Raw genomic sequence first — 20,309 nt, 5'->3', positions numbered from 1 at the left:
ACAATCTCGCGCCTCTGCCGTTCGCAGCAGAAAATAACGATAATATGTTTGGAAAAACAACAAATATGAATAAGAAGCGTCTGTTTACAAAATCAGTCGTGGCCATGGCGGTTGCCGTGTCCTCACAACAAGCCCTGGCAGCGGGCTTCCAGCTTAACGCCCAATCCGCCACCGGCTTGGGCCGCGCCTTTGCCGGTGATGCGGTGATTGCCGACAATGCATCTGCGATGGCAAGAAATGCCGCGGCCATGTCGCTGTTTGATGCGCCGGCCCTGTCGCTGGGTATCAACGCCATTGATACGGATATTGAAGTCAAAAATACCACCTACAGCAAAGTACTGCCGCTGGGCGACTCGCAAGTGGGTGACACGTCCTACGCGCCAAATATCTACTACATCCACCCAATCAATGATAAGTGGACTGTCGGTACCGGCCTGTACTCAAATTTCGGCACCAAAACCGAGTTTGATGACAACTTTGCCGGGAACGAGTTTGGCGGCTTAACCGATGTGAAAAGCATCAACCTGGCGCTGAGCACGTCTTACCGCATCAACCAAGCCTGGAGCGTGGGTGCCGGTCTGGATGTGATCTACGGTGAAGGTAAGCTCCAGCGCACCAACAAAAAACTGGAAGCCGGTATCGCCCAGAAAATTGGGGTTCAGGGACCCCTGCTGGACATTGATGCAGATGGTTTCGCGCTGGGTTGGAACGTCGGTACGGTTTATGAGTACAACGACGACAACCGCTTCGGCCTGTCCTACCGCTACAGCCCGGACCTGAAAGCGAAAGGCGACATGCAATACCAACTGGGTGGCGGCGATATCAGTCATGAGAAACTGATCATGCCACTGCCGGATATGGCGGAGTTCTCTGGTTTCCACCAGCTGAACGAGCTATTTGCCGTGCACTACAGCGTTCAGTGGATCAACTGGAGCGAGTTCAGCCAGCTGGAAACCACCGGCAATAAAGTCCTGAACCGCTATGAGTGGCAAGACGGCTGGCACTACGCGCTGGGCGGCACTTACACCATGAACAAAGACTGGACGCTACGCGCCGGTTACATGTACGACACCAGTGCTCAGGATCAGCTGACGTCAATTTCAGTACCGGATTCAGATCGTCAGTGGCTCTCCGGCGGCTTTACCTACCACCTGGACGCCAAGTCAAACATTGATGTCGGGGTCACCTACCTGATGGGTAAAGATGTGGAAGCAGTTGAAACCAACGGCATCACCTCGGTGAATGCAACAACCCGTGCCAATGCCTTGCTGTACGGCGTTCAGTACAGCCGTTCGTTCTAATTCAGCGAACAAAAGCATAACAACAATACCAGGGGAGCATGATGCTCCCCTTTTTATTGCTGTTATAAGCTCATGAAACATAAAGCTAACTTTTACCCACCAACCACAACAAGATCCATTTCAGTGAACAGTGCGTCGCTGAAACCCGCCAAAAACAACACAGCTGTTCGCCGAGATCACATCCGACCAGATTAAAACGCCTGTTTTATACCAGATATAAAACCATCAATTAATTAACTTTCAGATATAACAACTAAAACAGTGTGATTTCACAAGAAAAATTTAAAGCAATCACTCTAGACCGTATGATTGACGGCATCAAATTTCAGCGAACATTCAGACTGATGAACAAGAATAAAATCACACTTTCTTTAGCCGCTGCGCTGGCCCTGGGCTTTAGCGCCAATACCACTGCTGCCGGTTTCCAGCTGGCCGAATACTCGGCCACTGGCCTGGGCCGTGCATTTGCCGGTGAAGCCGCGATGGCCGACAACGCCAGTGCGCAATTTCGAAACCCGGCGCTGCTGTCTTACCTGGAAGGCACACAGCTTTCCATCGGGGCAATTTATGTCAACCCGAATGTTGACATCAAAGGTTCCGCCACCCCACACCAAGCGAACGGCAACCTGACCGGCGCATCAGTCAACAGCAATGCCGACGATTTCGCTCACGGTGCGGTGATCCCGAACTTCTTTCTGAGCCATCAGCTGAATGACAAATGGGCGGTCGGCCTGGCCCTGGCCACCAACTACGGCATGGAAACCGAGCTGCCAGGTGAATTCCGAGGCACCCAGTTCGGCAACGAAGCCATGGTGAAGTCGGTCGAGATCAACCCGAACCTGGCTTATCAAATAAATGACCAATGGCACATCGGCGGCGGCGTCCGTTATGTGTTGGGTGAAGGCCACTTTGGTGCCGTCAGCTCAGCCGACACCTACAACGCAAACCGTGAACTGGTCCTGAAAAAAGGCACAACCCTGAAGTATATGGAAGGGGATGACACCGCCTGGGGCTGGCAACTGGGGACCGTCTGGCAAATCAATGATGCCCACCGCATTGGCTTGAACTACCGTTCAGCCGTGGATTTCACTCTGGAAGGCCATGCTGAAGGTGCCGCCTTCCGCCTGAAGCCGGGTCAGCAACTGCCGGGCAGTATGGATCTGACGCTGCCTGCAACCGCAGAACTCTCCAGTTTCCACCAGCTGAGCGATAAACTGGCGATCCATGCCAGCTTCAACTGGACCGACTGGAGCAGCTTTGACAAGCTATCTGCCGATATCAACTCCATTGGCCTCGTGGACATCAAAGAAGAGAACTGGGAAGACAACTACCGCCTGGCGGTGGGGACCACTTACCAGTTGAATAATAAAACCGTGCTGCGCGGCGGTGTGGCGTACGACACCTCAGCGGTGAACGATACCAACCGTACCCTGACCATCCCGGAAACCGATCGCCTGTGGCTGAGCACCGGGGTTGGCTACCAATGGTCAGAGCGCCTGACCATGGACGCTGGCTTTACTTACATCTTTGCCGAAGAAGCACCGGTAAACGAGCCACGCAATGGCATTGCTTCCGACGCAAGCTCGGTTCCGTTCGGCGGCACTTACCAGGGCAACATCCAGGGCAACATCTGGCTGGTCGGGATTCAGGCCAACTATCGTTTCTAACCAATTGTTAACGCCGCCGGCCCCTGGCCTGGTGCGTTCATGACCAAAGCGGGCGCAAACACAGCGCCCGCTTTGCTTTTTCACCTCACCACCCCAAAATCGACCATATTTACCCAACCTACAAGCCGCTTCCTCCACCCAAAGCATTAACTGAATTCATCCTACACGATAAACCTTTCATTCGACGTCACATATTTCACTCCATACAATCGAAATCTGTTTAGCCTTCTTTCTATTTCATCAATTTTTCTCATGCTATTAACAATACTGTACCTCATCGGCATTACGGCGGAAGCCATGACCGGCGCACTGGCAGCCGGCAAGCGTCATATGGACTGGTTCGGCGTGATGCTGGTCGCCAGCGCCACAGCAATCGGTGGCGGCACGGTCCGCGATATTCTGCTGGGCCATTACCCGCTCGGCTGGGTGGAGAACCCACACTACCTGGCCATCACCTGTCTGGCCGGATTACTCACGACCCTGATCGCGCCGCAGGTCGTCCGTTTTCATAAGGTGTTCGTGTTGCTCGACTCGCTGGGATTGATTGTTTTTAGCATTATCGGTTGCCGGGTGGCCATGGATATGGGGCTCTCGCCGTTGATCTGTCTGGTCGCTGCGGTAGTGACCGGGGTGTTTGGCGGCCTGTTGCGGGATCTGATCTGTCGCCGACCACCGATGGTCCTGCACAAGGAGCTGTATGCCTCGGTCGCTTTTCTGGCGGGCGGGATGTACTACACGCTGATGTTTGTTGCCGTGCCGGAGCTGATTGCTACCGTGGCAACACTGGTGCTGGGGTTTGTGATCCGCATGGCGGCGGTACAGTTTGGCTGGCGTCTGCCGGTGTTCAGCCTGGAAGACCCTGAAGCCGTGGCGCGGAAAAAAGCCGAAAGCCAGGGCTGATCCCTTGCAGAACCAGCGACAAACAACAAGCGAGGTGCCGAGCACCTCGCTTTTGTTTATCAGCAACAGCCAAAAACTACTACGATTTAGATTTTCGGTGTTTCGGTGATCACATCGCTGTTTTGGCCACGATGGCGCAGTAGGTGATCCATCAGAGTAATGGCCAGCATCGCTTCGGCAATCGGCACCGCGCGGATCCCGACGCAAGGGTCGTGGCGGCCTTTGGTGACCACTTCCACCGTCTCGCCCTGACGGTTAATCGACTCGCCCGGTACCGTGATGCTGGATGTGGGTTTCAACGCCAGATGCGCCACAATATCCTGACCGGACGAGATCCCGCCCAGCACCCCACCGGCGTGATTGGTTTTAAAACCGTTCGGCGTCATTTCGTCACGGTGCTCGCTGCCGCGCTGCTGCACCACATCAAAGCCGTCACCGATCTCGACACCTTTGACCGCATTGATGCTCATCAGCGAGTGGGCAATATCGGCATCCAGACGATCAAACACCGGCTCCCCCAGGCCAACCGGCACATGGCGGGCAACCACGGTCAGCTTGGCGCCAATCGAATCCCCTTCTTTCTTCAGCTTGCGGATCAACTCATCCAGGGCGTCAACTTTCGAGGCATCCGGACAGAAGAAAGCGTTTTGTTCAATCTGGTGCCAATCGACCTGCTCAATTTTGACGTCTCCCATTTGTGAGAGGTACGCCTGAATTTCAATCCCGTGGACCTGCTTGAGGTACTTTTTCGCCACGGCACCAGCGGCGACCCGCATCGCAGTTTCCCGGGCCGAGGAACGACCGCCGCCGCGATAATCACGGACCCCGTATTTCTGGTGGTAGGTGTAATCCGCATGTCCCGGACGGAACGTGTCTTTGATGTTGGAATAATCTTTGGAGCGCTGATCGGTATTTTCAATCAGCAAGCCGATGGATGTCCCGGTGGTTTGCCCTTCAAACACGCCGGACAGGATTTTCACCTCGTCCGGCTCTCGGCGCTGGGTGGTGTACTTGGATGTGCCCGGACGGCGGCGATCCAGGTCATGCTGCATATCTGCTTCGGTCAGCGCCAGTCCCGGCGGACAACCATCAATAATACAGCCCAGGGCCAGGCCGTGGCTTTCACCAAAGGTGGTGACGCGAAAAAGTTGTCCTATCGTATTGCCTGCCATGACTTCCTCTGTGTAATGCCGATCCCCTTCCCCGGCTCAGTCTGTTCTGAGCGGGCCTGATCGCAAAAAATAATTGATGAATACATAGTGCAAATTCATCCACCTGAATGCAAGACGCAATTGGCGGAATATTCATGCCTTTCGCGCTCACCGGGAAACGGTACGAAAAAGCCCCATCACCACCAAGGGCAATGGGGCTTGAATAAGCAGTCAACTCACCATTCAGCAGCGCATTATGACTCTTTCTTTGACTTCCACTTCTTGATGCCGCTGGACGAACCTTGCGGACGGCGGGACGACTCCGATGAATCGCGGCCCGGCTGCTGATGTCCCGGCTGCTTGCCACGGTTCGGGCGGCTGTTCGCGCGATGACCGCCACGGCTGTCGCTGCGGGCACCACCGCGCTCATCGCGATCGCCACTGCGGCGCTGGCGGTTAAACTCGCCCTTGCCGCTGTAGGTTTTGTAGGTCACTTTGCCGTCCTGGCGCTGGCGATCCTGCTGACGGCTGTCAAACAGTTTAGCGTCGGTCGCTTTTTGGATCGCGCCGCCCTGGCTGTCAACCTGAGAGGCTTCTTCCGTGCCGCTTGAATCGGCGATCAGGCGATGGATCTCCGCCACTTCCTCGTCATCCAGGTAGCGCCACTTGCCATTCGGCAGGCCATCGATGCTGATATTCATGATCCGCACCCGGCGTAGTTTGAATACGTCGTAGCCGAGCGCTTCACACATCCGGCGGATTTGGCGGTTCAGGCCCTGGGTCAGCACAATCCGGAATGAATAGGTCGTTTCCTTGGTAACTTTACACGGCAGCGTAACTGTGTCGAGGATCTCGACGCCGGATGCCATTTTGTCCAAAAACGCCTGAGTGATCGGCTTGTCGACCCGTACCACGTATTCTTTCTCGTGCGAGTTCCCGGCCCGGAGGATTTTGTTAACGATATCCCCGTCATTGGTCAGGAAGATCAGACCATCAGACGGCTTATCCAACCGGCCGATTGGGAAGATCCGCTTGCGGTGACCAATAAAGTCAATGATGTTGTCTTTGACATGGCGCTCGGTGGTGCAAGTGATCCCGGTCGGCTTGTTTAACGCAATATAGATCGGTTTTTCTTTGCTGCGCAGCGGCTTGTCATCCACCAGGACTTCATCGTCCGGCTGAACTTTCATCCCCATTTCCGGCTGCTGGCCGTTGATGGTGACGCGTCCCTGATCAATCAGCTTGTCCGCCTCCCGGCGTGAGCAAAAGCCTGAATCACTGATGTATTTATTTAAACGAACGCCCCCTGCCGATGCGGCAGAATTGGCGGTTGGGTGAGGCTGATTTTGAGACATGAGGTTCTTCTACACTAAGCGTTTCGCAACGCGATCAAGGTTCGTCATTCGGGTGTTGCCGGCTATTTTACCAACACCCGGCCTACGGAGGAAAGCAAAAGGCAAAATAAAGGCCTGCGAGCCCCTGAAACGCACCGTGCCACCCAAGGGCGGCACGGTAACATCACAGGTACACGCGCACACGTCAGGCGCTGTGCTGGTACAATGAAATCCGGCCAGTGACCTTCTTCAGGTAGTTCTTGGTTTCATCGTACGGCAGATCCGCCATCAACTTGTCGTAGACCTGCTGTGGGGTCAGGCTGTTGATGATCTTGGCCGCTTTGCGAATATTCCGTGAGCCGTCCGGGTTAAAGGCTTTGGCTACGTTCCCGGCGCCGGTGTTATACGCCGCAATGGTACAGTACAACCGGCTTTGCTCATTGGTGATGGATTTAAGATAGCTCTTGTCCAGAATGTTGAGATAGGCGGTGCCGGTTTCAACATTGACGTCCGCCACATACAGCTCTGACGGTTGCATCGGTTCGTTCTTCTGACGGATCCGCGCGTTGACGTCATGACCTGCGGTCGTCGGTACAATCTGCATCAGACCATACGCCGGGATCGGCGATTTGGCTTTCGGGTTAAAGCTCGACTCTGAATGCATAATCGCCATCACCAGCGCTGCCGGGACATCAAAGCGCTCACTCTCTTCCTCTGCAAACGCGACAAATTTAGCAGCACGTTTACCAATCCCGTTTTCCGGTAGCTGAATGCGGTACTCCACCACTTTCTTGGTCGTCAGCGATGCGGCTTTCTCCCGGGCCTCGTCATAAGTGGCTTCCAGGCTGGCCAGACGTGTTTTGGTCTCTTCAACCAGTTGCTCTTTCTGCTTCACCGCCACGGACTCGGCAATCTCCGGCCGGATCCCCGGCATCTTGGCCACCACGGCTTCAGATTCTTTGTCAATTTCCTGCAACTGGGCACGAGCTTGTTCAATCACGGCTTTTTTCGCGGCTTTTTCCGCAGCTTTCGAGTAATCGACCGTGGTTTCAACAATATCACCCTTCGGTAATTTGCCTTGCTGTTCAACGACATCAGCCAGTGTCGAACCGGTTTTCGCCACAGCTGCGGCTGCTGCTTGCTTCACCTGCGCCGCCGCTTGCTCCGGGGTTGCATGCTGATCGACCAGGACCGAAATCGTGGCTTGGTTATTGTCCAGATCGACGACGGTACGGGTGCTTTTATCGTCGCTGTAGTCCACGGTAACCAGCGGCTCCGAGAGCAATCCCTCTCCCCATTCGGCAATCACTTCAGCCCGGTAAGCATCATATTCGGCCAGGTATGCTTTACGCCACTGGGCGTATTCCGCCAGGCGCGCAGCGACAAACTGTTCGTACTCTTTGTCGATCTCAGCCTGTGACTTATTGATTTCAGCAACGGAGTCATTCAGTTCGGCGAACGGGTCCGTATTGGCTTGCAGCGGGGCAGCTAGCAGCAAGGCACAACACCAGGCTAATCGTGATAGCTTCATCCATTATTCCTTCTCTCAAATAAAAAAGGGCTACTGACGTAGCCCTCAATCTTGTTTAACGATTAAAGCATCGAATCCAATGCGTTTTGCAGACTCTCTTCTGCTTTCTTGTCGTTAAACTGCTTCCAAAGGCCAGAATCCTTATCGGCCGCTGCTTCTACCACCATCGCAACGTTGCGCTCATAGGTTGCCTGATCCATACCCACCAAGGTATACAGGCCGCCACCCGGACTGCGGGTAGACACAATCACGCGGCTGTTACTCAGTGTACGACTGCTGACATTCTTTGTCACCGACTGGAATTGCTCATTCACCGTCTCGCTCACCGATTCATTGGTTGAAGCAACTTCAGCCGTCATCGCTTGTTTGAACATCGTGTTGACGTTGGTTTCAAACTGCTCAGCCAGACGCTTGCGAGCATCATTGGTTGCGATGGTGCGCATCACGCTCATCCCGGCTGCGCTTTTCTTGGCATAGCCGACGCTGCCCATCGCAATATCTTGCGGCATCACATCACACACCCATTTCGGTGCTTCATGCTGCATTGCATCCGGGTAGTAACATGCCATCGACTGAACGTCGTTGACCGTGTTTGACTGACAGCCTGCCAGTCCCATAACCAACATGGTGGTCATCAGTGTTTTTTTCATCATGAGATATCTACTTTTTTAGGGGGAAACCGCCCATTAAGAGCCTTTTTTGCTGAACGCTTCGTACGCTTCCCAACAAATGTTACGGAACGGCTCAATCAGATCGTTACAACCGCTTTCAAAACGGGCTTCAACCAGATCGCCGCGCTGGATTTTCATCACGTTCTTATCATCAACACCGATCCAGGAATAGGTCGGCTTGATACCGTGACGGTTATCTTCATCTGCAGTCTGACCTTCACCGACCGGATAGTATTCAATCACTTCCGTGCCGTCAGCCAGCTGAACTTTTTCAGCGGTCGAGATTTCAACTTTTTGCTCTGGACGAATACCTTGGTTTTCACCCATGTTGACCCGAACCATAGCGCCGTACTCTTCACACTGGCGCAGCTCTTCAACCGTGCCGCTCGGCGCGAACTGGTTCAGCAGATTATCATTACGGTTGACCGCATTTTTTGCGGCTTCTTCAACCAGGCGCTTGTACTGACTTTCCAAAATCGGACAGTCTGAATTCGGGCGCTTCTGTTCAAATGTACTCAGCTCGCGACCGCTGATTTCAATACGGTTCACAACTTCCATGCTCGGCAGGGCAACGACTTTCACCACCCCTTCAACAGAAGCCGTGAAGGTACACTCCGCCGGAGTGTAATGACGATCACCATCGTCATCGACTTTGGTTTCTTCATCAGTGAAGGAGTACTTCATGTTTGATGAACGCACTTCAGCCAGGACCGCATAATCAGCAATCGCCACACCCGAGGTGTTGATACGGCCGCTTTGCTCTGCCAGTTTGATCTCTTGTTTCAGCTTCCCGGCCAGAGAGCGATCAACCAGCTTGGCACCGGACTGATCCACCTGTCCTTCCAGACGATGCTGGAAGGCGTTTGCCATAGTGCGCGGATAATCAATCCCGCTGGCCACATCCACCGGCAGAACAATCGCCTTTTTCGCTTGTGAAGTCGCCACCTTGATTTCACTTTGCGGAATATTAATAGCGGTGCTGGCATGACAGATCCCTTCCGGGGCATCTGGCAGGCTCTTACAGCCTGTCATCAACGCAGCAATGCTTACCGCTAATAATGCTTTTTTTGACATAACCTTTATCCAATTATTATGTGTTATAAAACACCCAAAAAGTGCCAAAGTCCTTGTTCACTCATTTGGGCTGAAAAATGACGGGAAGCTCCTTCTTTAGATAATTTGTAATTAGAAATGGAGTTCCCGCTGGCAATCACTTCACGACTTGCGGTTGTTTTCCCGCGTTTGTTTTGAATCGTGAGATCAGCGATCACCGTTGAAATATACGCATCACCTACTTTGCTCTGGCGCCACTGGGTATCCAGATTGAGGATATGGGTGGCTTTGCCGGTGCTGGTGACCGTCGCAATGTGTTCCGCTGCCAGATGTTGCTCGATAAACCCTTTCATCCAGCGGTCATCCTTTTGGGTTACCACCTTAAACTGGATTTGATCTTTCACCGCCTGCAGGGTGCGCTCCAGCGTATTCACTTGCTCAGTGACCGGGTGCGCTTGATCGGCCCCATCACTGACGGCCAGCAGCATCGCCTGGCGGGTCAGTACTTTGTCCTTCAGCGCCTGGACATCCCGGTGCTTGAGCCACCACAGCAGCGGATCAGCATGGTTGCGGCTGAGCAGGGCGGTTTTGACATCTTCCGCAATCTGCGTCAGCTCACGTTGCAACTGAGTCTGCACGGTCGCTTTGTTGATGGTTGCTTCCACATAGTAAATACCGTCGACCCGTTCCTGACGGGGATAATCCACCCCGTTTAAGACCACCGGAGCCGTCTTCACATTGACCCGGAAATCATTGACCGCCTGGTAATTTTCATCCCCGTTTAACTCACGCAGTACCTGGCGCTGATAACCGGAAGACTCAACCTGGGTCCACAACCGCTCATTGAGCTGGCTCATGGCCATACGCTGTGCTGCCGACAAACTGCCCCCGTGCCCCACAGCATAGAGTTGATGGTTGGTTTCCTGCGTGGGTGTCAGCACCCACTCAGGCGTTGAGGTTGACTGGCACGCAGACAGCATCAAGGCGCCCGACAGCGCCAGCATGGCTTTCATGTTCATGATTCACCCAAATTGATTAACGAAAAAAAGCAGTAAACTCGAACTGCGTCAGCAAGGCTTCAGCCATGATCTCCGGTGCGATTTCAGACAGGGCAAAGGTATTCGGCACCTGCTGGCGTAGCGGCTGCAACGCCTCCGCCTGCACATCCGAGCCCATATTCAGCTGATGGTTGAGCGATTGAATGGCCTGCTTCGCCGGCTGGGCCATCTGACCGTAGTCCACCGTGGCCAGCAGCAGGTTATAGAACATGGCATTACGGCCCAGAGTGTGAGACTCGGCGTAGTAATCCAGGTTGCCGAAGTCGGTGAAGTAGCGCTCAAACTCCGTGTCCTGGCTGTTCATCGGCGTGTCCAGCAGACTCAGTTCGGTATACGGAACGGCTGCCGAGAAGCTGTCGGTCAGGGCAACGATGCTGTAGCCCACCACCCGCTCCGCTTTCACGGCGACCGTCAGGAGGTACTTATCCTGGCCGTAATAAAAGAAGTTCACCGCCGGATCGATTTTGGAAGGTTTCGACGCCTGAGCCACGCCCATGAATGATTGAAGGTAATCATGAGTCTGCCCGACTTTAATTTGCTCAAGCTGTTCGTATTCAAGCTCATTGGTGAAGTTCGTAATGACGGATTCATAAATGACTTCGACAGCATCCTTGGTGTCATTCCACTGTCCCAGTGACAACATAATGGCGACCACCGCCAATGCAATACTCTGCATTTTTACCCACAGGTTCGGTGATGCCTCAACAGCCAACTCTTCGCTTTGCATAACTAATCTTACGCCAATATATGAGAAACAAGATAAGGAGGGTTCCAAAACTTTTGGAATCAAACATTTATATTATTGGGGGGATATCCCATATTCAACAACACAGGTGCGCACTCGATCACACTTCAAACAAACGCATCAATAAGCGCTCAATAATTAACCCCCTTATTCATACTTATTTTCAAATTCAGCAAGTTCCGGCTGTTGGCATGTCAGGTAAACGGCGCCATCAATTCATCAGATCGAGGGTTCAATGAATCATGATTGATTTGCACAATAGATTGTGGTTTCTAAAATCCGGCTGGAATAACCAGCCGATAATTGGATCCCTATCAGGGAAATAGAGGCTTAAAACGAATAAATATAAGCCGTAAAAAGATGAGTGCGGTGGCTGAAATAACCCCGCATCCGATTTCCACGAGCAATAAACGTCAAAAAACCGCCACTCGGGCGGTTTTTTCAGGGTGATTCAGAGGGCTGCGATTAGCCAGCCGCATCCTCGCTGATCTGGGGCGGTGATTGCCGCTCTCGGTGCAGCGCTTTCTCCAGTTGATCTGCCACGTAACCCGGGGAGTGGGTCCCGGCCGACATCAGGCGGTACATCGCCGGGATCACCACCAGGGTCACCAAGGTGGCAAAGGCCATGCCGAAGAACACCACGGTCCCGACCGCAATCCGGCTTTCTGCGCCGGCGCCACTGGAGAGGATCAGCGGCACCGAGCCGAACAGGGTGGTAAAGGCCGTCATCAGGATCGGTCGCAGACGCCGCTCAGCCGCATCAACAATCGCCTGTTCAAAGGCCACGCCCTTGTCGCGCAACTGGTTGGCAAACTCAACAATCAGGATCCCGTTTTTGGTCACCATACCAATCAGCATGATCATCCCAATCTGGCTATAGATGTTCATGCTCTGATCCAGCATCAGCATGCCGGCCAGTCCGCCGAAGACCCCCATCGGCACCGTCAGCATCACCACCATCGGGTTGATAAAGCTCTCGAACTGCGCCGCCAGCACCAGATAGGCCACCAGCAATGCCAGACCAAACACCAGCAAGATACTGCTCTGGTTTTCACGGTAGTCTTTCGACTCACCGGCATAATCAATCAGGATATCACTCGGCAACATTGCCAGCGCCTGCGCATCGAGATAATCGAGCGCCTCGCCCAGGGTGTAGCCCGGCATCAGATTGGCCGACAGGGTGATCGACTTTTGCTTGCGGTTATGGCTCAGCCGCTGCGCCGAGGCAACTTCCTCGACACTGGCGACCGATTCCAGGGTGATCAACTGTCCGGTCTTGGTCCGCACATAGATCTGGCTCAGATCTGCCGCATTATTAAAGCTGCTTTCATCCCCCCGCAGATAAACGTCATACTCTTCGCCGCGATCGACAAAGGTCGTTTCCGTGCGTCCGCCCAGCATGATCTCCAGCGTTTCGGCAATATCGGCAACCGGGATCCCCAGCTCAGCTGCTCGCTGACGGTTGACCGACACCACCAGCTCCGGCGTGGTTTCAGCGTAATCCAGATCCGCCCCTTCCATCATCGGACTCTCTTCCGCCAGGGTTTGCAACTGGCTCGCCCAATGGAACAGTTCTTGATAGTCGGCGCCGTTGAGCACGAACTGCACCGGCTCTGAAGAGCCGCCGCCAAATCCCGGTGTAAAGGCCCAGACCCGGATATCCGGGATCCCCTGCAGCGCTTTGCGCACCTGCGCCAGTGCCTCATCGGCGCTCACGCTCCGCTTCTCCCAAGGCTCCAACGGCATGATCACAAAGCCGGTCTGATCGCTGGCCCGGCCGCCGAACGCCGGGGTCTGAATCGACAGGGATTTGATCACCCCATTCCCGACCATCGGCAACAACCGGCTTTCAACCGCTTCAACATTGGTGACCATCCGGTTGTAACTGGTGCCCTCGGCGCCTTTCACAAAGGCCAGGATCACCCCGCGATCTTCCTGCGGCGTTAACTGTGACGGCACCGACTGCATCATCCAAGCACTCAGGCCGACAAAGGCCAGTACAATCAGCGGCGCCCCGTAACGATAGCGCACCGCCGCACTGACCCAGGAGCGATATCCGGCTTCCAGCCGTCCGAAAAACCGATCGACGGCAAGATTAAACCGACTCGGTTTAACATTAGCCTTGAGCAACTTGCTGCCCAACACCGGACTCAGGGTCAGGGCCACCACCGACGAGAAAATCACCGCGACCGCCAGCAGCACCGCGAACTCGGTAAACAGCGGCCCGACCATGCCGTCCATAAAGGAGATCGGCAAAAACACCATCACCAACACGGCCGTGGTTGCCACCACCGCAAATCCCACTTCCCGGGTGCCTTTAAAGGCTGCCAGCAGCGGCGGCTCTCCCCGTTCAATATGATGGTAGATGTTTTCAACCACCACGATGGCATCATCAACCACCAGGCCGATCGCCAGGATCAGCGCCATCAGGGTCAACAGGTTGATCGAAAAGCCCAGAAAATAGGCCACCATAAAGGCGGAGATCAGAGAGACCGGTACCGTCACCGCCGGGATCAGCGTCGCCCGCGCCTGGCCGATGAAGATGTACAACACCAGCACCACCAGTGCGCCGGTGATCATCAAAGTGCTGTACACTTCCTGGATCGACCGGTCAATAAACACCGTCGAGTCATAATCCACATAAAGAGAGGTTCCTTCCGGCAGGAAGCGCTGCATCCGATCTACTTCGGCATAAACGGCATCGGCGACATCCAGCGGGTTGGCATCGGTCATGGTGACCATCCCGAGACTCAGGTTCGCCACCCCATTATTCTTGAACGTCGCATTTTCGTTTTGCGCCCCGATCGCCACATCGGCCACGTCCTTGAGATAGATCGGCGTGCCGTCCGCGGCTTTACGCACCATCAGGTACTGAAAGTCATCCGCGTTGCGATACAACCGCGCGGTACGCACCGACATGGTGGTGGTATCATTGCGCACCACCCCGCCCGGCAGCTCGACGTTTTCGTCATTCAGGGCATCGACAATATCTTTGGTGGTCACGCCCCGCCCGGCCATCTGCTCCGGCTTGAGTTTGACGTACATCACCCGGTACAGCGCCCCGTACAAATCCACCGAGCTGACGCCATTGATCAGGTTGAAACGATCCACCAGCACCCGCTCGGCATAATCCGTCAACTGGGACCGATCCATCACACTAGAAATCAGGTTGACATACACCGCCACTTCACCCGAACCGTTATCTTTTGAGACCACCGGCTCGTTTGCTTCATCCGGCAAACTGCGGCGGGCCCTGGACACCGCATCGCGGACATCGCTGACCCCTTCGGTCAGATCCCAACCCATTTCGAATTCGATGGAAATGCGCGACGAGCCGTTACGCGTGGTCGAAGTGATCCGCTCAATCCCGCTGATCCCCGACAGTTGATCTTCCAGCACCGTGGTGACCCGGCTTTCCATAATCGAGGCCGACGCACCGGTATAGCGCGTGCCGACACTGATCACCGGGTTTTCCACATCCGGCATTTCACGAACCGACAGCTTACTAAATGACACCATACCGAAAATACACAGCAGCAGACTGAGCACCACAGCCACCACCGGCCGTTTCACCGAAACATCCGATAACCACATCAGGCTTTCTCTCCGTGTTGCTGCCCGACCTGAGCCGCCGGGGCGACGGTCAGATCATTCACCTGCGCGCCGTCCCGCATGTTCACCAGCCCCTGTACCACAATCCGATCGCCAATTTTGATCCCGGACTTGATCACCACCTCGTTTTCAACCCGCGTGCCCAGCGTCACTTCCGTGCGGCGGGCTTTGCCGGCTTCATCCACCAGGTAAACAAAGCGTTTGGTCCCGGAATACTCCAGCGCCTGCACCGGCACAATGGCCGCTTCGCGCGGCGTAAACCCGAGCCGGGCCGCCATCAGCATGCCCGGTTTCAGCTTGCGATCCGGGTTATCGAACCGGACCCGCACCCGAATATTTAGCGAATCAGACTGGACCCGCGAGTCAATGACCTGAATTTCCCCGGTAAACGTAACCCCCGGCCAAGCCTGGCTAGTTGCCGTGACAGCCATCCCTTCGCGCAGGAACGACAGGTATTGCTCCGGCACCTGAATATCCAGCCGCATGGTCGACAAATCATCAAAAGAAAACAGCTCGCTGCCGACGGTCAGCATATGGCCCGGGCTGAAATCAATCAACCCGACCGTACCGGAAAACGGCGCCCGGACCGCATGATCATCCAGCACCGCCTTCGCCGCTTTCAACCGCGCTTCGGCAATCGTCACGCTCGCCAGTTGGGCATCCAGCTCGGTCTGGGTCACGGCACCGCGTTTCACCAGGCTCTGATATTCCCGGTATTTCCGCTTTTCATTGCTCAGGTAAGCGCGGGCTTCTTCAAAGGCCGCCTGCGCTTTGGCATCGTCCAATTGCACCAGCAGTGCCCCTTTGGCCACCTGGTGATTGGCACTTACTGCAATCTGCGCGACTTTGGCCGATACTTCGGTGGCGATATTGACCGAACGTTGGGCAGCCAGTTTCCCAACCAAAGACAAAGACTCCCGAATCGGATGAGCGACCACGGCCTGCGTGGTCACCGGGATCTGACGACTCCCCTTTGACGGCGCCGGCGCTTCAGCCGCCTGACTGCTCTGCTGCCAGTACAACAGGCCGCCACCGGAGAGCGCTGTCGTGACCAGCGCAGCAACAAGTATTTTCTTCATGTTAAAAACCGCTTCTAGAATTCTGAGCAAATCATACCCAATCCCGGCCCAAAGCAGGGTAAAGAAATGTAAAGTAAAGCAATTAAGCGTTTATAAGTGAGGGAGATAGCGAACACAACCTGATTTTATGTTTTGTCTCTCAACAAGATGATGAAAATAGCAGCAGCCAGTAAAGTTTTCATTGGAAAAAGGTTTACAGCCCCCGAATGTTTGCTATTATCCGCACCGCACTTGTGGAGGGGTTCCCGAGTGGCCAAAGGGAGCAGACTGTAAATCTGCCGGCTCCGCCTTCGATGGTTCGAATCCGTCCCCCTCCACCATTTTTCTTGAAAGCTGTTCCTTATCTGGTGTAAGGTACGTCTTTCTGATTAAACAAGCACATTGCTTGTTCAAAGAACCCTGTGGAGGGGTTCCCGAGTGGCCAAAGGGAGCAGACTGTAAATCTGCCGGCTCCGCCTTCGATGGTTCGAATCCGTCCCCCTCCACCATCATTGCTGAGAATGGCACACGCGGTTCTCAATATTGCTCAACAAACAGAGCAATCAAACAATTTGCAACACCCTGTGGAGGGGTTCCCGAGTGGCCAAAGGGAGCAGACTGTAAATCTGCCGGCTCCGCCTTCGATGGTTCGAATCCGTCCCCCTCCACCATCATTGCTGAGAATGGCAAACGCGGTTCTCAATATTGCTCAACAAACAGAGCAATCTAACAATTTGCAACACCCCGTGGAGGGGTTCCCGAGTGGCCAAAGGGAGCAGACTGTAAATCTGCCGGCTCCGCCTTCGATGGTTCGAATCCGTCCCCCTCCACCATCATTACTGAGAATGGTAAACGCGGTTCTCAATATTGCTCAACAAACAGAGCAATCTAACAATTTGCAACACCCCGTGGAGGGGTTCCCGAGTGGCCAAAGGGAGCAGACTGTAAATCTGCCGGCTCCGCCTTCGATGGTTCGAATCCGTCCCCCTCCACCATCATTACTGAGAATGGTAAACGCGGTTCTCAATATTGCTCAACAAACAGAGCAATCTAACAATTTGCAACACCCCGTGGAGGGGTTCCCGAGTGGCCAAAGGGAGCAGACTGTAAATCTGCCGGCTCCGCCTTCGATGGTTCGAATCCGTCCCCCTCCACCATCATTCCAAGCCAACTGCATCGCAGTTGGCTTTTTTTTATGGCCGCTTGCCAGTTCTTGCCGTCATCACTTCATAATTTCACCACAAAATCCTCTTCCTCTCTTTATTGAGACAGGTCTTTTGAAGCCCGCCCCCTAGGCTGAATATACAAAGCCAACCATACGCTTGCGCGGAGAGATCAGGATGAGCCTGGATCAGAAACGGCAGTCTGAGCAGCCGGGAAAAAGACAAAAAATACTGATCATTGACGATCAACGCTCGGCGGCGCTGTGCCTGAAAGGATTGCTTCAACAATTGGGGGAATTTCGGGTCGATACCGCGCACACCTACCAGCAGGCACTCGATCGCTGCCAGCAGACCCACTACGATCTCTTGTTCGTCGACTATCACCTGACCCATGGCTTTAATGGGTTTGAGCTGATCAGCTTATTGCGAAAACGCAACTACCTGTCCGCGTTGTCTGGCCTGATCATGATGTCCGGCGACAGCTCGATGGAAGTGATCCTTACCTCCATGGCGGCCGAGCCCGACAGCTTCCTGACCAAGCCGCTCGCTCTCGCCCCTTTGAAGACCAAACTTGCCGAAGTCCGGTCAGCGATGCAGGCACGGGCGCCAATCTACCGCACGCTGCTCCAAACCGGGCTTCCGGCTGCGATTGCCTGCTGCCGGCAACAGTTACAGCAATCCGGACACGACCCGAAACTCGAAAGCCTGTTGCTGGATCTGCTCATCACCGCCCGCCAGTGGCCTGCCGTGGCCCAACTGCTGTCGCAGCTGAAGCACTATCCGCCAACCCACAAAACCCTGCTGGCAGAAGCCCGCCTGTTGCATCATCAGGGCCAGCGACAACAAGCGATCCGGTTGCTGAAGCAACTCCTGCACCGCTCACCGCTGATTATCGAAGCCTACGATTACCTGTCTCACTACCAGGAAGAAAATCAGCAGTATTACGATGCGCTGAAAACCGCCGAAACCGCGCTGGCCTTTACCCCGGGGATCAGCCACCGGGCGCTTACCGCCGCCCAGCTGGCAGCCGATCTCAACCGGCATGAAGATTTACTCGCCGCCGGACGGACCCTGGCAGACAAGTTGCCGATCATGGATATCAGCTGGATTATCTGCTTTGCCGAATTTACCGCGATTTTCGAGAAGCTTTATTTTGCCCAACCGTCCAACAGTTTACGGCGCCAGCTCCGCCAAGCACTGGAAAGCATCCACCGCCGGGCACTCCGGCGCGTTACCCCGTTTCAGGCGCCGTTTCTGATCAGCTTTGGCCATCTCACCGGGTGTCGGTTGCAATTGGGCAGCGCCGATTCTGTCCTCACCACCCGTAAAGCCCGGCGGCGGCTGTTGATTGGGCTCGCCCCCCACTTCGACACCATGAGCCGCCTGCCATCCGTCATGCTGGCGGATGCCTTACCGGCGCTGGCGCATTTCGGTGAAACCCGGCTGATTGGCGACATCTGCCGCGCCCTTAAGGTGCGGGATCAATTTGATGGTCACAGTCGCCACCGCCTGGATGAGATCAAAGCGGATCCATTGCTGGGCCAGGCGGTGAAAAACCTGGAGCGGCAGCTGAATCTGGGGTTTCAGGCCATGTCCGACGCGCCGGATGTTGCGTTGATGACCTACGAGCAAATTTTGAGGGAATATCCGCTGTGTAGCGAAGCGCATCTGGGGCGGCTGGATTGCCTGCTGCGACTGGGCGCAGGGCAGCAGCCTAAACTACGACGCAGCCTCAATTTGATCAGCGATTGCCCGCTCCCCACCGAGCTGCACCAATGGCGCAAGCGACTCCTGCATCAGCTCATCACGCCCAACCCGGCGTCACCCATCTGGCTACGCCAGCTCGGCCTGCATTATCTACGGCGAACCGAACGCTACGGCGAACTCCCAGCGCCCGCAGCCATGGCCAGCTGAGACCAGTGCCAGCCTCTTGCGAGCCAGAGCGATCAACGACAAGAGTCATCGCTTCCAGGGAAACTTAGCGATCATCGCGACCATGGGGTGAATGGAGATCCAGCGCCGGACCTTTCGGGACAATTCCGGTCGGGTTAATCATAGGATGGCTGAAATAATAGTGCCGCTTGATATGGTCAAAATTGACCGTCTCTTCGATGCCGGGAAATTGATACAACTCTTTTAAATATCCCTGCAAGTGCCGGTAATCCGCAATACGCTGACGATTACACTTAAAGTGCCCCACATACACGGCATCAAACCGGATCAAGGTGGTAAAGAGCCGCCAGTCCGCTTCGGTCAGGGTGCTACCGGTAAGATAGCGATGGGTCGCCAGGTGCGCATCCACTTTGTCCAGCGCAGTAAACAACGCATCGAAGGCCTGATCATAGGCTTCCTGGGTGGTGGCAAAACCACAGCGATAAACACCATTATTGATGGCCGGGTAGATGAACGAATTCCAGTGGTCAATCTCATCCTGAAGCGCCGGTGGATAGAAATCCGCCGTATTGCCGGTCAGCGCGTTGAAGGCCGTGTTCAGCATCCGGATGATTTCTGACGATTCATTGCTGACAATGGTTTGCGTCTGCTTGTCCCACAGTACCGGCACCGTCACCCGGCCGGTATAATCCGCTTTAGCCATGGTGTAAAGCTGATGCAGGTACGCGAAGCCGTTGATGGGCTCAGGCTTGTCAAACACCCAGCCTTTTTCCCGCATGTCCGGGCTCACCACAGTAACCCCGATATGCGGCGCCAATCCCTTCAACCGACGCAAAATCAGCGTGCGGTGGGCCCACGGACAAGCCAGTGAAACATATAAATGATACCGCCCGGATTCAGCCGGAAAGCCCCGCTGTCCGGCCGGACCGGGACCACCATCCGCCGTCAGCCAGTGGCGAAAGCCGGCATCTTCACGAACGAATGCCCCGTCACTGGCCTCAGTGTCATACCAGACATCCTGCCAAACCCCTCTGACTAATTTCCCCATCGTGCAGCCCTCCTGAAACATGAATGGATTCGATTATAGGCAGGCCTGCCGCACGTGTCGGCCAGAGCATTTTGAGCATGATCATCAAAATATCCGAATAAGCTTCAGCGTGATGGACGCATTC

Annotated in this window: 14 protein-coding genes and 6 tRNA genes; 10 read left to right on the top strand and 10 right to left on the bottom strand. The window is 54.8% G+C overall.

Going from position 1 to position 20,309, the window contains the following annotated elements; genetic code table 11:
* The first annotated feature begins 65 nt into the window (after window positions 1-65).
* The 3 genes from NH461_RS04215 to NH461_RS04205 all read left to right on the top strand — a co-directional run bounded on the left by NH461_RS04215 (window position 66) and on the right by NH461_RS04205 (window position 3,868).
* Window positions 66-1,301 carry an OmpP1/FadL family transporter gene (locus tag NH461_RS04215; RefSeq protein ID WP_261602013.1) on the top strand — a complete coding sequence of 412 codons (1,236 nt, stop codon included), beginning with the start codon at window positions 66-68 and terminating at the stop codon, window positions 1,299-1,301.
* A 344-nt stretch (window positions 1,302-1,645) separates the two neighbouring features.
* Window positions 1,646-2,968 carry an outer membrane protein transport protein gene (locus NH461_RS04210; RefSeq protein ID WP_261602012.1) on the top strand — a complete coding sequence of 441 codons (1,323 nt, stop codon included), beginning with the start codon at window positions 1,646-1,648 and terminating at the stop codon, window positions 2,966-2,968.
* Window positions 2,969-3,220: 252 nt separating this feature from the next.
* Entirely contained in the window at window positions 3,221-3,868 is a 648-nt protein-coding gene (locus NH461_RS04205) for a trimeric intracellular cation channel family protein (protein WP_261602011.1), read from the top strand.
* A gap of 86 nt (window positions 3,869-3,954) precedes the next feature.
* Here NH461_RS04205 and aroC read toward each other — a convergent pair whose 3' ends face one another.
* The 9 genes from aroC to NH461_RS04160 all read right to left on the bottom strand — a co-directional run bounded on the left by aroC (window position 3,955) and on the right by NH461_RS04160 (window position 16,102).
* Window positions 3,955-5,040 (bottom strand): chorismate synthase, encoded by a 1,086-nt coding sequence (gene aroC / locus NH461_RS04200; RefSeq protein WP_261602010.1) that lies wholly within the window; start codon window positions 5,038-5,040, stop codon window positions 3,955-3,957.
* Window positions 5,041-5,273: 233 nt separating this feature from the next.
* Window positions 5,274-6,374 carry a 23S rRNA pseudouridine(2604) synthase RluF gene (gene rluF, locus NH461_RS04195; protein WP_261602009.1) on the bottom strand — a complete coding sequence of 367 codons (1,101 nt, stop codon included), beginning with the start codon at window positions 6,372-6,374 and terminating at the stop codon, window positions 5,274-5,276.
* A 184-nt stretch (window positions 6,375-6,558) separates the two neighbouring features.
* Window positions 6,559-7,884 (bottom strand): transglycosylase SLT domain-containing protein, encoded by a 1,326-nt coding sequence (locus NH461_RS04190; RefSeq protein WP_261602008.1) that lies wholly within the window; start codon window positions 7,882-7,884, stop codon window positions 6,559-6,561.
* 62 nt (window positions 7,885-7,946) lie between these two features.
* Window positions 7,947-8,534, bottom strand: coding sequence for an LPP20 family lipoprotein (locus NH461_RS04185; protein ID WP_261602828.1), 588 nt, complete (start codon window positions 8,532-8,534; stop codon window positions 7,947-7,949).
* Window positions 8,535-8,570: 36 nt separating this feature from the next.
* Window positions 8,571-9,629 (bottom strand): hypothetical protein, encoded by a 1,059-nt coding sequence (locus NH461_RS04180; protein WP_261602007.1) that lies wholly within the window; start codon window positions 9,627-9,629, stop codon window positions 8,571-8,573.
* Window positions 9,630-9,652: 23 nt separating this feature from the next.
* Window positions 9,653-10,627 (bottom strand): LPP20 family lipoprotein, encoded by a 975-nt coding sequence (locus tag NH461_RS04175; RefSeq protein WP_261602006.1) that lies wholly within the window; start codon window positions 10,625-10,627, stop codon window positions 9,653-9,655.
* Window positions 10,628-10,643: 16 nt separating this feature from the next.
* Window positions 10,644-11,393, bottom strand: coding sequence for an ETEC_3214 domain-containing protein (locus tag NH461_RS04170; RefSeq protein ID WP_261602005.1), 750 nt, complete (start codon window positions 11,391-11,393; stop codon window positions 10,644-10,646).
* 483 nt (window positions 11,394-11,876) lie between these two features.
* Window positions 11,877-15,005 (bottom strand): multidrug efflux RND transporter permease subunit, encoded by a 3,129-nt coding sequence (locus NH461_RS04165; RefSeq protein ID WP_261602004.1) that lies wholly within the window; start codon window positions 15,003-15,005, stop codon window positions 11,877-11,879.
* Window positions 15,005-16,102: an efflux RND transporter periplasmic adaptor subunit gene (locus tag NH461_RS04160; RefSeq protein ID WP_261602003.1), complete on the bottom strand. Its 1,098-nt coding sequence runs from the start codon at window positions 16,100-16,102 to the stop codon at window positions 15,005-15,007. The genes NH461_RS04165 and NH461_RS04160 overlap by 1 nt, the downstream gene beginning before the upstream one ends.
* Before the next feature lie 235 nt (window positions 16,103-16,337).
* Between NH461_RS04160 and NH461_RS04155 the strand changes: the two genes are divergently transcribed.
* The 7 genes from NH461_RS04155 (at window position 16,338) to NH461_RS04125 (ending at window position 19,158) form a co-directional block, all read left to right on the top strand.
* Window positions 16,338-16,422: transfer RNA gene (locus NH461_RS04155), tRNA-Tyr, on the top strand.
* Window positions 16,423-16,505: 83 nt separating this feature from the next.
* Window positions 16,506-16,590: transfer RNA gene (locus NH461_RS04150), tRNA-Tyr, on the top strand.
* Between the two features lie 77 nt (window positions 16,591-16,667).
* Window positions 16,668-16,752, top strand: a tRNA-Tyr gene (locus NH461_RS04145).
* 77 nt (window positions 16,753-16,829) lie between these two features.
* Window positions 16,830-16,914: transfer RNA gene (locus tag NH461_RS04140), tRNA-Tyr, on the top strand.
* A 77-nt stretch (window positions 16,915-16,991) separates the two neighbouring features.
* Window positions 16,992-17,076: transfer RNA gene (locus NH461_RS04135), tRNA-Tyr, on the top strand.
* 77 nt (window positions 17,077-17,153) lie between these two features.
* A tRNA-Tyr gene (locus tag NH461_RS04130) sits at window positions 17,154-17,238 on the top strand.
* Between the two features lie 183 nt (window positions 17,239-17,421).
* Window positions 17,422-19,158: a response regulator gene (locus NH461_RS04125; RefSeq protein ID WP_261602002.1), complete on the top strand. Its 1,737-nt coding sequence runs from the start codon at window positions 17,422-17,424 to the stop codon at window positions 19,156-19,158.
* A gap of 64 nt (window positions 19,159-19,222) precedes the next feature.
* Here the strand turns inward: NH461_RS04125 and NH461_RS04120 are convergent, their stop codons facing one another.
* Window positions 19,223-20,185 carry a glutathione S-transferase family protein gene (locus NH461_RS04120; protein WP_261602001.1) on the bottom strand — a complete coding sequence of 321 codons (963 nt, stop codon included), beginning with the start codon at window positions 20,183-20,185 and terminating at the stop codon, window positions 19,223-19,225.
* Window positions 20,186-20,309: the final 124 nt, after the last annotated feature.

Origin of the sequence: Photobacterium sp. TY1-4, assembly GCF_025398175.1 — a bacterium.
Taxonomy (GTDB): domain Bacteria; phylum Pseudomonadota; class Gammaproteobacteria; order Enterobacterales; family Vibrionaceae; genus Photobacterium.
The sequence above is the reverse complement of the archived record's forward strand: the minus strand, read 5'-3'. Positions and strand labels throughout refer to the sequence as shown.

Bases quoted from the DNA above. Each gene is read 5' to 3' on its own strand.
- NH461_RS04190 (WP_261602008.1), bottom strand. From the start codon at position 7,884: ATGAAGCTATCACGATTAGCCTGGTGTTGTGCCTTGCTGCTAGCTGCC.
- aroC (WP_261602010.1), bottom strand. From the start codon at position 5,040: ATGGCAGGCAATACGATAGGACAACTTTTTCGCGTCACCACCTTTGGT.
- NH461_RS04205 (WP_261602011.1), top strand. From the start codon at position 3,221: ATGCTATTAACAATACTGTACCTCATCGGCATTACGGCGGAAGCCATG.
- NH461_RS04170 (WP_261602005.1), bottom strand. From the start codon at position 11,393: ATGCAAAGCGAAGAGTTGGCTGTTGAGGCATCACCGAACCTGTGGGTA.
- NH461_RS04125 (WP_261602002.1), top strand. From the start codon at position 17,422: ATGAGCCTGGATCAGAAACGGCAGTCTGAGCAGCCGGGAAAAAGACAA.
- NH461_RS04160 (WP_261602003.1), bottom strand. From the start codon at position 16,102: ATGAAGAAAATACTTGTTGCTGCGCTGGTCACGACAGCGCTCTCCGGT.
- NH461_RS04165 (WP_261602004.1), bottom strand. From the start codon at position 15,005: ATGTGGTTATCGGATGTTTCGGTGAAACGGCCGGTGGTGGCTGTGGTG.
- NH461_RS04175 (WP_261602006.1), bottom strand. From the start codon at position 10,627: ATGAACATGAAAGCCATGCTGGCGCTGTCGGGCGCCTTGATGCTGTCT.
- NH461_RS04215 (WP_261602013.1), top strand. From the start codon at position 66: ATGAATAAGAAGCGTCTGTTTACAAAATCAGTCGTGGCCATGGCGGTT.
- NH461_RS04185 (WP_261602828.1), bottom strand. From the start codon at position 8,534: ATGAAAAAAACACTGATGACCACCATGTTGGTTATGGGACTGGCAGGC.
- NH461_RS04210 (WP_261602012.1), top strand. From the start codon at position 1,646: ATGAACAAGAATAAAATCACACTTTCTTTAGCCGCTGCGCTGGCCCTG.
- rluF (WP_261602009.1), bottom strand. From the start codon at position 6,374: ATGTCTCAAAATCAGCCTCACCCAACCGCCAATTCTGCCGCATCGGCA.
- NH461_RS04180 (WP_261602007.1), bottom strand. From the start codon at position 9,629: ATGTCAAAAAAAGCATTATTAGCGGTAAGCATTGCTGCGTTGATGACA.
- NH461_RS04120 (WP_261602001.1), bottom strand. From the start codon at position 20,185: ATGGGGAAATTAGTCAGAGGGGTTTGGCAGGATGTCTGGTATGACACT.